The sequence below is a fragment of the Citrobacter sp. VF227 genome (genome assembly GCF_052950715.1).
This window is the reverse complement of sequence record NZ_JBRFVF010000002.1, coordinates 553608-565371: the sequence shown is the minus strand read 5'-3', so window position 1 is coordinate 565371 and position 11764 is coordinate 553608. Positions and strand designations below refer to the sequence as shown.

Here is an 11764-nt window from a genome sequence, read left to right as displayed (position 1 = left end):
TTTGCCGTGGCAAAGTATGACCGAATTTTAGTCTGCAACATACTCGTGCGGTGGGTTACCCAACAGCGCTAAGATGTTAGCCAGCAGTAGGGGGCGAACGCTCTCGGTCGTGGCTGCGCTATTCCACTGCGATACTTTCGCCATCTCCATCCCGGCGTAACCACAAGGATTGATACGCAAGAAAGGCGACAAATCCATATCTACGTTGAGCGCTAAGCCGTGAAACGAACATCCTCTACGAATACGTAATCCCAAAGAGCAGATCTTCTTCTCCCCGACGTATACGCCAGGCGCATCGGCTCGCGGGTGGGCATCAATACCGATTTCCGCAAGCGTATTCACAACGGTTTGCTCCAGCAGCGTTACCAGTTCGCGAACGCCAAGTTTACGACGTTTCAGGTTCAACAGCACATACATGACCTGCTGGCCTGGCCCGTGGTAGGTCACCTGACCACCACGATCGCTCTGGATCACCGGAATATCTCCTGGCATCAATACGTGTTCTGCTTTACCTGCCTGGCCCTGGGTAAAGACAGGATAATGCTCTACCAGCCAGATTTCGTCATGGCTGTTTTCATCGCGGGTATCGGTGAATTCGTGCATGGCCAGAGAGACTGGCTCGTAGGATTGCAGACCGAGCTGGCGGACAAGAATTTTATCCTGATACAAAACGGCATCTCCGTAGATACTCACATAGAGTAGAGAATGTTAAAGAGGGGAAAGTATATCACAGGGGGGGAGGGGTTACCCGGGCGGGGATGCGCGGGTAACCGACAGGTTTTTACAGCACCATGCGTACGATATCGATATTACCTAACTCTTCGTACAGCGTTTCAACCTGCTCAATGTGCGTAGCGGTAATGGTGATTGAGACCGAGTGGTAATTGCCTTTGCTGCTCGGTTTTACCGTCGGAGAGTAATCACCTGGCGCATGGCGCTGTACCACTTCAACCACCTGATCAACCAGCTCAGGCAACGCCTGCCCCATTACTTTGTAAGTAAATGGAGTAGGGAATTCAAGCAGTTCGTTAAGTTTGGTTTTCATGTCAGCTCCGGCGTTACATCAATAAATAATAACTCCCACGGCGTGTGGGAGTTATCTGGATACCTAGTATATGGGGACGTAAATCACACTTTCAAGTGTTCGATTTTTAGCCAAACCAGTGATGGAACATTAATTTAATGTAATCAATGATTTTCCCAAAGAAGTTGCCTTCAGGGATTTCCTGCAGGACTACCAGCGGGCGCTGCTCAATGGTTTTACCATCCAACTGGAAGTTGATGGTGCCGACCACCTGGTTTTTCTGCAGCGGTGCGTGCAGTTCCGTAGTGTTCAGCACATAGCTTGCTTTCAGATCTTTCATGCGGCCGCGCGGAATCGTCAGGTACACGTCTTTATCGACGCCTAACGATGCACGATCGGTATTACCAAACCAGGCTGGTTCTGAAGCAAACTCTTTACCCACTTTCAGCGGATTCACTGTTTCGAAGAAACGGAAGCCCCAGGTCAGCAGTTTTTTACTTTCAGTTTCACGGCCTTTATAGGTGCGCCCCCCCATAACGGCGGAGATCAGACGCATCTGGCCTTCGGTTGCGGATGCAACGAGGTTATAGCCAGCTTTGTCGGTGTGACCGGTTTTGATACCGTCGACATTCAGGCTGTTATCCCACAGCAAGCCGTTGCGGTTTAACTGACGAATGCCGTTAAAGGTGAACTCTTTTTCTTTATAGATAGAGTATTCGTTAGGCACGTCGCGAATCAGCGCCTGGCCAATCATTGCCATATCGCGGGCCGAGCTGTACTGACCGTCAGCATCGAGACCATGAACAGTCTGGAAGTGGGTATTTTTCAGGCCCAGCGCGTTCACATAGCTGTTCATCAGACCAACGAAAGCATCCTGGCTACCGGCCGCGAAGTCCGCCATCGCCACGCACGCATCGTTCCCTGATTGCAGGTTAATACCACGGATCAACTGAGAAACAGGAACCTGCATACCAGGTTTGAGGAACATCAGCGATGAACCTTTAAACACCGGGTTACCTGTAGCCCATGCGTCATTGCCGACGGTGACCAGATCGGTTTCTTTAAATTTCCCGGCTTTCATTGCCTGGCCGATGACGTAGCTGGTCATCATTTTGGTCAGACTGGCGGGGTCACGGCGAGTGTCCGCATTCTGTTCTGCGAGAACTTTACCTGAATTGTAATCAATCAGGATATACGACTCCGCATCGATCTGCGGAACACCCGGGATCATGGTTTTAATATTCAGGTCATCGGCATGGGCAGCAGAGAGAGAGGCTGCGCAGAGAGCCGCGGTGAGCGCCATACGCTGCACGAAACGAGCGGAAAAAGTGGTCTTCATGGTCAGAACTACGACGTCCGTGATGAAATTAAAAAAAGAGCCCTACTATAGCAAATACATAACTGGCAGGCATCTGACTTTCCGCGTGACTTTGTTAATGTCATTTACAGAAATTGACAATTCAGATGCCTGATTGAAGTTATTACACGCCAGTGATGAAGGACTGTAATTGCGCTTCGGATTGAAGACGCTGCTGCAATGTGGAGGCTTCAGTTTTGCTGGCGAAAGGCCCCATCTGGATACGCCAGACTGCACCGTTTTGCACCACTCGCCCTGGGACGCCAAACTGCTGACTTAAGCGTTTTTGGTACTGTTGCGCACGAGCTTGATCGCTCACCGCACCAACCTGAACCACGTAACGTCCGTTAGCCGTTGCTGCCGGAGCAGGAGCCGCAACGGTTGCTGGTGTTGTTGCCGGTGTGGTTGGTGTTACCGGTGTGGTGGTTGCCGGTTGCGGTGCAGGAGTAGGTTCGCTGCCTTCCAGCACGCCTGCCGCGAGCGTAGTCGGCGCACCGAGGAATCCACCGCTGTTTACTGGCGCGCCGGTTGGATCATCGCTTTTCAGCGTGGAATTGCTGATCGGACGAATATCGCCCTGCGGCTGACCTGCATCCGATGGAGAAGGCATGCTTCCCATGCTGCCGCCACCGCTTAAATCAGGACGCGAAGGCAGGGCATACGTTTGTTTCGCGACGGTGGTACAGGCCATACCCGGCCCGGACAATGAACCATCCTGGGCGACGATGATCGGGTCGATACGCACTTTGGTATTGTTGGAGGTGTTCAGACGATCGGCGGCGGCACGCGAAAGTGAAATTACACGATCGTTGCCATAAGGACCGCGATCGTTAATGCGTACGACGATCATTCTGCCGTTTGCCAGATTGGTAATTCTGGCATAGCTTGGAACGGGCAGCGTCGGATGAGCAGCGGTCAGCTGCATCGGGTCGAACGTTTCACCAGAGGCCGTCAGGTTGCTTCCTGGCTCCGCATCATAAATAGCGGCAAGCCCGGCCTGGCTAAAGCGAGAGGGATCCTGGACTATTTTGTAACTCTTACCATCTCGTTGGTAATCCTGATTCGCCGTTGGGTTCAGGGGTTCAAAGCGCGGATCGGCCCCGCTGATTTCAACAATCGGACCATTACACACCGCAGGCTGCGGGGCGACAGCAACCTGTTGCTGACCATCATCATTCGAACACGCCGCGAGCATTCCTGCTGCGATGCAGATACCAAGCCACTGCTTACGCATTGCGTACCCCTTACACGCTTTTCGACAACATTTTTCTATGGGTGTGGATCGACATAACAATCCCGAACCCGGCCATCAGCACGATAAGTGCTGAGCCTCCGTAACTGACCAGTGGGAGTGGAACGCCAACCACGGGCAGAATACCGCTCACCATACCAATATTTACGAAGACATAAACGAATAATATCAACATTAAGCCACCCGCCATGACGCGGCCAAAGGTGGTTTGCGCGCGAGCAGCGATCCATAACCCGCGCATAATCAGCAAAATGTACAGCGTCAGCAGAATCAAAATGCCCACCAAACCCAGCTCTTCTGCTAACACCGCGAAGATAAAGTCGGTGTGACGCTCGGGTAAAAACTCAAGCTGCGACTGCGTGCCGTGCAGCCAGCCCTTGCCGCGCAGCCCGCCGGAGCCAATAGCAATTTTTGACTGAATGATGTGATAACCCGCGCCCAGCGGATCGGTTTCCGGGTCGAGCAACATCATGACGCGCTGACGCTGGTAATCATGCATCAGGAAGAACCACAGTATCGGGATAAACGCCGCAACCAGAACCACCGCAACACCGATTAAGCGCCAGCTCAAGCCGGAAAGGAACAGGACAAACAGACCGGAAAGGGCAACCAGAATAGAGGTGCCGAGGTCAGGTTGTGCAGCAACCAGCAGCGTCGGCATGAAAATCAATACCAGCGCGATGGCGGTATTCTTCAACGACGGTGGACAGACGTCACGGTTGATAAAGCGCGCGACCATCAGTGGGACGGCAATTTTAGCGATTTCTGAGGGCTGAAAACGCACAATACCCAAATCCAACCAGCGCTGCGCGCCTTTGGAAATGGCGCCGAAGGCGTCTACCGCGACTAACAGAATAATGCAAAAGATATAGAGATAAGGCGCCCAGCCTTCATAAACCCGGGGCGGAATTTGCGCCATTACCACCATGATGACCAGACCCATTGCGATCTGGCCGACTTTGCGCTCCATCATGCCAATATCCTGGCCGCTGGCGCTCCAGATGACTAACGAACTGTAGACCAGCAGTGCCAGTAAGATAAGCAACATTGTGGGATCGATGTGAATTTTGTCCCAAAATGTTTTTTTGTTCGGATTATCCGTCACGATTATTGGTCCTCAGCTGCTGCAACCGCGGGGTTTTCTGCTGGCAGATTGGTGTTGTTGTCGCCCAACATAATGTGGTCAAGGATTTGGCGCATAATGGTGCCTACCGCCGGACCTGCTCCGCCGTTTTCAAGGATCATGGCGACAGCGACCTGGGGTTTATCATAGGGTGCGAAGGCCGTCATCAGCTTGTGGTCACGTAAACGCTCGGCGATCTTATGCGCGTTATAGGTTTCATTCGCTTTCAGGCCAAAGACTTGTGCGGTACCGGATTTCGCCGCAATTTTGTAAGGTGCGCCAGCAAAATACTTGTGTGCAGTCCCGTTCGGGCGGTTCGCTACGCCGTACATACCATCTTTCGCGATTTCCCAGTAACCAGAATGAATATCGCCAACGGGCGGTTCTTGTGGCTGTACCCACGGTACCTGTTTGCCGTTTTCTGCCGTGCTCATCAACAGATGTGGGACTTTTATCAAACCGTCGTTGATAAGGATCATCAGCGCTTTACTCATCTGGATTGGGGTTGCTGTCCAGTAACCCTGACCGATGCCGACCGGAATGGTATCACCCTGGTACCATGGCTTTTTAAACCGTTTTTGCTTCCACTCGCGGGTTGGCATATTACCGGAGCGTTCTTCAGCAAGATCGATGCCGGTATATTTGCCGTAGCCAAATTTACTCATCCACTCTGAAAGTCGGTCAATCCCCATATCATAGGCGATTTGATAGAAAAACGTATCCGCGGACTCTTCCAGAGAGCGGGTGATGTTCAGATGACCATGCCCCCATTTTTTCCAGTCTCGGTAACGTTTCTCAGAGCCAGGTAGCTGCCACCAGCCCGGATCGAACAGGCTGGTATTACGGGTGATAACGCCTGCACTTAACGCAGAAACCGCAACGTAAGGTTTAACCGTTGACGCTGGAGGGTAAACGCCCTGCGTGGCGCGGTTAACCAATGGGGTGTTCGGGTCATTGAGCAACGCGGAGTAATCTTTGCTGGAGATGCCATCCACAAACAGGTTCGGGTCATAGCTTGGCATGGACACTAGCGCCAGTACACCGCCGGTACGTGGGTCGGTAACCACCACGGCAGCGCGACTGCCTGCCAGCAACGTTTCAATGTACTGCTGAAGTTTCAAATCAAGGGTAAGATAGATATCATGCCCGGCCTGCGGCGCCACTTCTTTAAGCTGGCGAATGACACGGCCACGGTTGTTCACTTCAACCTCTTCATAGCCGGTCTGACCGTGAAGCACGTCCTCGTAATAACGTTCAATACCCAGCTTGCCGATGTCGTGCGTCGCCGCGTAGTTGGCCAGCTTGCCGTCTTTGTCCAGGCGATCCACGTCTTTATCGTTGATCTTCGATACGTAGCCGATCACGTGAGTCAGTGCTGAGCCGTATGGGTAATAGCGGCGTTTATAGCCTTTAACTTCGACGCCCGGAAAACGATACTGATTAACGGCAAACCGTGCGACCTGAACTTCAGTCAGGTTGGTTTTTACCGGGATAGAGGTGAAGCGATGTGAACGGGCGCGCTCTTTTTTAAAGGCGGCAATGTCGTCGTCCGTTAGATCGACGACGCTACGTAGCGCGTCGAGCGTATCCTGAATGTTGTCGACCTTTTCCGGCATCATTTCTATTTGATAGATGGTGCGGTTAAGGGCGAGCGGAATTCCGTTGCGGTCATAAATGATGCCGCGGCTGGGGGCGATAGGCACCAGTTTGATGCGGTTCTCGTTCGAGCGAGTCTGGTAATCAGTGAAGCGAACGATTTGCAGATTATAAAGGTTGGCGATTAGCACGCCGGTTAGCAGCAAAATCCCCAAAAAAGCGACCAGCGCCCGGCGCACAAACAGCGCGGACTCAGCCGAATAGTCGCGAAAAGAATTCTGTAGTTTCATCCGCTGCTTAATCTACTCAAGAATCAATGATCACTCACGGTGATAAGGATGGTTGGTGGTAATGCTCCACGCCCTGTACAGACTCTCCGCGACCAGAACTCGAACAAGAGGGTGAGGGAGGGTTAACGCAGAGAGTGACCAGCTTTGTTCCGCTGCCGCTTTACAGGCCGGTGAGAGGCCTTCCGGCCCGCCAATCAGCAGGCTGACATCACGACCGTCCAGTTTCCAGCGCTCCAGTTCGGTCGCCAGTTGCGGCGTATCCCAGGGTTTTCCCGGGATATCAAGGGTGACGATGCGGTTTTTGCCTGCGGCGGCCAGCATCTGCTCACCCTCTTTGTCGAGAATGCGTTTAATGTCCGCGTTCTTGCCGCGTTTTCCTGCCGGGATTTCGATCAGCTCAAAGGGCATATCTTTCGGAAACCGACGCAGATACTCGGTAAATCCGGTTTGCACCCAGTCAGGCATTTTCGTACCGACAGCGACAAGTTGCAGCTTCACGCATTAACTCCAGAGTTTTTCCAGTTCATACAGGCGACGACTCTCTTCCTGCATTACGTGGACAATCACATCGCCGAGGTCAACGACGATCCAGTCAGCGACATTCTCGCCTTCTACGCCGAGCGGCATCAGGCCAGCAGAGCGGGACTCCTGAACAACGTGGTCTGCAATAGACATAACGTGACGGCTGGAAGTACCGGTGCAGATAATCATGCAATCAGTAATGCTGGATTTGCCCTGAACGTCTAAGGCGATGATGTCTTGACCCTTCAGGTCATCAATTTTGTCGATTACAAAATCCTGGAGTGCTTTACCCTGCAAGTGTTCCCCCTGGGTGAAAAAGAGTTAAAAACGTCTGTTAGTATACCTGAACCAGAGGCGATATCGGGACAAATGTCTCCGAAAGCGCTTGTGAAGTGCGCTATCATCCCACCCCACGCCACAGAATGCATCGCCATTTTTGTAAAACAATTTTTGCAAAGCTCTGAAGGGCAGGGAAAGTCAGGTTGCGGAGAATAACAGCCTGTCATGGGGTGTCAATGGGAGAGAGGCCCTTCAACAGAAAAAACAGCGCTTTCACTCGCCTTCACGCCATACGGCCCGGCTATTGAGTACTTTCAGAACCGCAAAATCGTCACAAAAATCAATGGCGCTCCAGCAGCCTTGTTCGACGCGGAAATGCCACATTGCTGCGGCTGGCATGGAAAGCAGGCGGGCTATCAACACACTCAACACGCCCTGATGACTGACTACCAGCAGGTTTTGGTTCGCTTTATATTCAGTAAGTTGGGTAATAAAGCGTTCCACTCGCTGGGAAAACGCCTGAAAACCTTCGCCATTGGTGGGCGTCGCATGCTGCCAGTCGTTACACCACACGGCGTAATTTTCGGCATCTTCGTGCGCCAGATCGCGATGGTGGCGCATTTCCCAGTCGCCAAAAAACATCTCATTGAGCTCAGGCATATTACGCACGGGAATCTCGCGATCGCCTAAGATCAACTGCGTTGTATGGCGGGCGCGCTCCAGCTCGCTGCACAGAACGTTATCGACAGGGACATTGCGTAATAGTGTACTCAGCGTTTGCGCCTGAGCTATTCCCCTTTCTGTTAGCTGTGTGGGGGCGTGTCCGCTATATAAACCCGCGACATTGGCTTCTGTTTCGCCATGACGCACTAACCAGAGTCTCATGTTTCCCTCGTAAGGCTATTCGCGCAAAATATGATGTTTGCCCTGATTGCACAGAGATTTTTCACTAAAATACCCTTTTTTATGTGGAGCGGCACGATGTCTTTATTCAAGAGCGCGCATGGCGGTAATACCCGAGAAGCCGCCGAACTGTTGGGCATCTCGCCTGAGCAATTGCTGGATTTTAGTGCGAATATTAATCCACTGGGTATGCCAGCAGGTTTAAAACGCGCAATTATCGACAATATGGACTGCGCGGAGCGTTACCCGGATGTCGATTACGCGCAGCTGCATGCAGCGCTGGCGGAGCATCATCAGATTCCGGCCTCGTGGATCCTTGCGGGAAACGGTGAGACCGAGTCTATTTTTACCCTGGTAGATGGCCTGAAGCCACGTCATGCGATGATCGTGACCCCCGGGTTTGCGGAATATCGTCGGGCGCTGCAATGGGGAGACTGTACGATCCATGAATTTGCGCTGCGCGAAGACGATGGCTGGCAGCTTACCGATGCGATCCTCGATGCGTTAACCTCAGAGCTGGACTGCCTGTTTCTCTGCACGCCCAACAACCCCACCGGGTTACTACCGGATAACCGCCTGCTACGTGAGATTGCCGCACGTTGTAAATGGCTTGGGATCAATCTTATCCTGGATGAAGCGTTCATCGATTTTATAGCCGGGGAACCGGGGTTTATTCCGCTGCTGCATGAGAACCCGCATATTTGGGTGCTACGCTCTCTCACCAAGTTTTATGCGATACCGGGGCTGCGTCTGGGATATCTGGTCAACAGTAACGAGCAGGCCGTTGCACAAATGCGCAGCCGACAAATGCCATGGTCAATTAATGCGTTTGCTGCTCTGGCAGGCGAGATTATTTTATGCGACAGCGCTTATCAGCAGGCGACGTGGAAATGGCTGGAACAAGAGGGAGCGCGGTTTGAGCAACAGCTACAAAACCTGCCTGGCCTGACGGTGTATCCCGGCCAGGCAAATTATCGTTTATTACGCTGCGATCGCGCGGATATTGATTTGCAACGGATGTTGCTGGAACAGCATGTCTTGATTCGCAGTTGTGCCAATTACCCTGGGTTGGACGCGCGTTATTACCGGGTTGCTGTTCGCAGTCAGGAAGAAAATGACCGCCTGCTGGCGGCATTAAACAACACGCTTAGCGGTACAACCCCTGCTGATTGATATAGTCAAGCACTGCGCCTGGCATCAGGTCGTCGCACGGCTCGCCTTTTTCCAGGCGCTCGCGAATGAGCGTGGCGGAGATGTTGAACCACGGCGTTTCGGCCAGGTAAATTTTCCCGCAAGGCAGGTTGTGCAGGTCATCCGGAGAATGAGTCAGATGATCCTCCAGCCATTGCTGGTGCTTTTCCTGCACCATTTCGAGCGGATAACCCGGACGTCGGCACACGATGAGATGGGTATTGCCCAGAATCGTGTGGTAGTCGTGCCAGGAAGGGAAGGTCAGCAGCGAATCCTGACCAATGATAAACGCTAACGGCACGTTCGGGCCTTGCTCTTCGCGCCACTCTTTTAGCGTTTGCGCGGTGTAGGAGGCGGTATCGCGTTTCAGTTCGCGTTCATCCAGGGAAAACAGCGGTTTATCAGCAATGGCCAGTTCAACCATGCGCTTACGTTGCTCACTGGATGCTTCAGGCTGTGCGCGATGTGGTGGGACGTTATTGGGCATGATGATGACCCGGGAAAGGCCAATCAGATTCGCCAGAATTTCAACCGGTTTAAGATGACCATAATGCACCGGATCAAAGGTGCCGCCGAACAGAGCCTGCAATGATTTCATATCAACCATCAATAAAAACATCGGCCAGTGATTTATGGCAGAGCAAAAGGGAAAGTCCCTCAAGTTCAGCCCACACTGACTGACCATAGTCTTGTTTAAGCGTAATTTCTGTACGCGTTAACAGCGTTACTGCCTGACGTAGCTGTGCCGGGTTCAGCCGGTTTAGTGCATCACCCATCATGCCCCGGCGATTTTGCCACACCCGGTGTTTATCAAACAACGTGCGCAAGGGGGTATTCGCCGACTGCCGTTTTAGGTTGACCAGCAACAGCAATTCACGCTGTATCGTACGCAGCAAAATAACCGGCTCACTGCCTTCCAGACGTAGCTGTTGCAGAATGTGCAGCGCGCGTTTGCTTTTGCCCATCAGCAGCGCATCCACCCAGTGGAACGGGGTAAAGTGCGCGGCATCGTTAACGGCTTTCTCCACGCGAGGTAGCGTTAGTTTGCCGTCAGGCCAAAGCAATGCTAACCGTTCCAGCGCTTGCGCCAGTGCTAACAGGTTGCCTTCATAGCAATAGCACAATAGCTGATTGGCTGCGTCATCCAGTTGCAGGTTGTTAAGTTTTGCCCTCGCGGCGACCCAACGCGGGAGCTGCGCCTGCTCTGGCGTCTGACAGCTTACCTGAACCGCGTTATTCGCCAGTCCGGTACACCACGCGGCGTTCTCCTGCGCTTTGGTGAGTTTGTTGCCGCGAACAATCAGCAGCAGATCGTCATGTAACAGCGTGACGAGCGAAGCGAGTTGTTCGTTAATGGCAGCGTTAGGCCCATTTTCAGGCAGTTGCAGAAGTAGCGTTTGGCGGCTGGCAAACAGGCTCATCGCCTGGCAGAGCGAAAAAATCTCTCCCCAGTCGGTGCTGTTGTCCAGAGTGAAAGCGTGATGTTCTTCGAATCCTTGCGTTGCGGCAGCCTGACGGATGGCGTCCTGACTTTCCTGCAATAAAAGGGGATCGTTACCTAAGAGTAAATACGCCGCGCGCAGCCCTTCATTGAGCTGTGCGCGGAGTTGTTCAGGGTACAACTTGAGCATCAGTTACCCAGCGTGGTGGAAACACGCGCCGGAGATGACGCCGGCGTCGCGGCTTTATTTACCGCCGGTTCAGCATCAGCATTGGATGACTGAGTATCGGCCAGATGTACGCTTGGCAGCTTACGAATCAACTGTTCAGCCGCTTTGTCATACATCTCTTTGATGATCATGTCCTGCTCGTTATCTTTCGCCAGTGCAGCCTGTGGGTTGTCAAAGAACGAACGATAAACTTTGGCGCTGATTGGGTATATATCATGACCTGGAATCAGCACAGTAGCACTTACGGACAACACCATCTGGTATTCAGCCGTTTGACCGTTCTGGAATACCGACGCCGTATCCTGTGAAATGCTGACCGCGCCAAGACGTAAGGATGTTACGTCTTTACGCATTGTACCGTCTTCAAGCAGCGTCACACCGTTCAGACGCAGCTGGTTACGGACTGCACGGCTTAACGGGCCGTTCGGATCGCCAGAGTTCAGGATCATGGTTTTCATTGAGGGTGGAACCTGCGTAGTGCTACGCAGATGCCAGCCACACCCGGCGGTGACCAGCACCGCCAGAGATAACAACAATGTTGTCAGAAATCGCACGCT

Annotated in this window: 13 protein-coding genes; 1 reads left to right on the top strand and 12 read right to left on the bottom strand. The window is 52.7% G+C overall.

Annotation, left to right across the window (positions count from 1 at the left end):
- Positions 1–27: 27 nt before the first annotated feature.
- The 9 genes from lipB to ACU8YC_RS10200 all read right to left on the bottom strand — a co-directional run bounded on the left by lipB (position 28) and on the right by ACU8YC_RS10200 (position 8328).
- Positions 28–669, bottom strand: a complete 642-nt coding sequence (gene lipB, locus ACU8YC_RS10240) for a lipoyl(octanoyl) transferase LipB (protein ID WP_278238654.1) — start codon at positions 667–669, stop codon at positions 28–30.
- Positions 670–781: 112 nt separating this feature from the next.
- A complete protein-coding gene (ybeD, locus tag ACU8YC_RS10235) occupies positions 782–1045 on the bottom strand; it encodes a DUF493 family protein YbeD (protein ID WP_003022706.1) in 264 nt (87 codons plus the stop codon).
- A 106-nt stretch (positions 1046–1151) separates the two neighbouring features.
- Positions 1152–2363 carry a D-alanyl-D-alanine carboxypeptidase DacA gene (dacA, locus tag ACU8YC_RS10230; RefSeq protein WP_003022711.1) on the bottom strand — a complete coding sequence of 404 codons (1212 nt, stop codon included), beginning with the start codon at positions 2361–2363 and terminating at the stop codon, positions 1152–1154.
- Positions 2364–2505: 142 nt separating this feature from the next.
- Entirely contained in the window at positions 2506–3615 is a 1110-nt protein-coding gene (gene rlpA / locus ACU8YC_RS10225; protein ID WP_187259429.1) for an endolytic peptidoglycan transglycosylase RlpA, read from the bottom strand.
- Between the two features lie 10 nt (positions 3616–3625).
- Positions 3626–4738, bottom strand: coding sequence for a peptidoglycan glycosyltransferase MrdB (gene mrdB / locus ACU8YC_RS10220; RefSeq protein ID WP_006685529.1), 1113 nt, complete (start codon positions 4736–4738; stop codon positions 3626–3628).
- 2 nt (positions 4739–4740) lie between these two features.
- Entirely contained in the window at positions 4741–6642 is a 1902-nt protein-coding gene (gene mrdA, locus ACU8YC_RS10215; RefSeq protein WP_187252818.1) for a peptidoglycan DD-transpeptidase MrdA, read from the bottom strand.
- 30 nt (positions 6643–6672) lie between these two features.
- Positions 6673–7140, bottom strand: coding sequence for a 23S rRNA (pseudouridine(1915)-N(3))-methyltransferase RlmH (gene rlmH, locus ACU8YC_RS10210; RefSeq protein WP_003022725.1), 468 nt, complete (start codon positions 7138–7140; stop codon positions 6673–6675).
- A 3-nt stretch (positions 7141–7143) separates the two neighbouring features.
- Positions 7144–7461 carry a ribosome silencing factor gene (gene rsfS, locus ACU8YC_RS10205; RefSeq protein WP_151224921.1) on the bottom strand — a complete coding sequence of 106 codons (318 nt, stop codon included), beginning with the start codon at positions 7459–7461 and terminating at the stop codon, positions 7144–7146.
- A 255-nt stretch (positions 7462–7716) separates the two neighbouring features.
- Positions 7717–8328: an adenosylcobalamin/alpha-ribazole phosphatase gene (locus tag ACU8YC_RS10200; protein ID WP_446895305.1), complete on the bottom strand. Its 612-nt coding sequence runs from the start codon at positions 8326–8328 to the stop codon at positions 7717–7719.
- 96 nt (positions 8329–8424) lie between these two features.
- Here ACU8YC_RS10200 and cobD point away from each other — a divergent pair, with 96 nt between their 5' ends.
- Entirely contained in the window at positions 8425–9519 is a 1095-nt protein-coding gene (gene cobD, locus ACU8YC_RS10195) for a threonine-phosphate decarboxylase CobD (protein ID WP_370618746.1), read from the top strand.
- Here cobD and nadD read toward each other — a convergent pair.
- From nadD to lptE, 3 genes are read right to left on the bottom strand one after another with little or no spacing between them, the layout of a single operon-like run.
- Positions 9494–10135 carry a nicotinate-nucleotide adenylyltransferase gene (gene nadD, locus ACU8YC_RS10190; RefSeq protein WP_151218757.1) on the bottom strand — a complete coding sequence of 214 codons (642 nt, stop codon included), beginning with the start codon at positions 10133–10135 and terminating at the stop codon, positions 9494–9496. The genes cobD and nadD overlap by 26 nt on opposite strands.
- A 1-nt stretch (position 10136) precedes the next feature.
- The gene (gene holA, locus ACU8YC_RS10185; protein WP_151218758.1) at positions 10137–11168 is read right to left on the bottom strand and encodes a DNA polymerase III subunit delta; all 1032 of its coding nucleotides are present in this window, start codon (positions 11166–11168) and stop codon (positions 10137–10139) included.
- Positions 11168–11761 (bottom strand): LPS assembly lipoprotein LptE, encoded by a 594-nt coding sequence (gene lptE / locus ACU8YC_RS10180; protein ID WP_151218759.1) that lies wholly within the window; start codon positions 11759–11761, stop codon positions 11168–11170. The genes holA and lptE overlap by 1 nt, the downstream gene beginning before the upstream one ends.
- Positions 11762–11764 lie beyond the last annotated feature (3 nt).

Coding starts and splice junctions, on each gene's coding strand:
- ybeD (WP_003022706.1), bottom strand. CDS start 1,045: ATGAAAACCAAACTTAACGAACTGCTTGAATTCCCTACTCCATTTACT.
- mrdA (WP_187252818.1), bottom strand. CDS start 6,642: ATGAAACTACAGAATTCTTTTCGCGACTATTCGGCTGAGTCCGCGCTG.
- dacA (WP_003022711.1), bottom strand. CDS start 2,363: ATGAAGACCACTTTTTCCGCTCGTTTCGTGCAGCGTATGGCGCTCACC.
- holA (WP_151218758.1), bottom strand. CDS start 11,168: ATGCTCAAGTTGTACCCTGAACAACTCCGCGCACAGCTCAATGAAGGG.
- nadD (WP_151218757.1), bottom strand. CDS start 10,135: ATGAAATCATTGCAGGCTCTGTTCGGCGGCACCTTTGATCCGGTGCAT.
- cobD (WP_370618746.1), top strand. CDS start 8,425: ATGTCTTTATTCAAGAGCGCGCATGGCGGTAATACCCGAGAAGCCGCC.
- rlpA (WP_187259429.1), bottom strand. CDS start 3,615: ATGCGTAAGCAGTGGCTTGGTATCTGCATCGCAGCAGGAATGCTCGCG.
- ACU8YC_RS10200 (WP_446895305.1), bottom strand. CDS start 8,328: ATGAGACTCTGGTTAGTGCGTCATGGCGAAACAGAAGCCAATGTCGCG.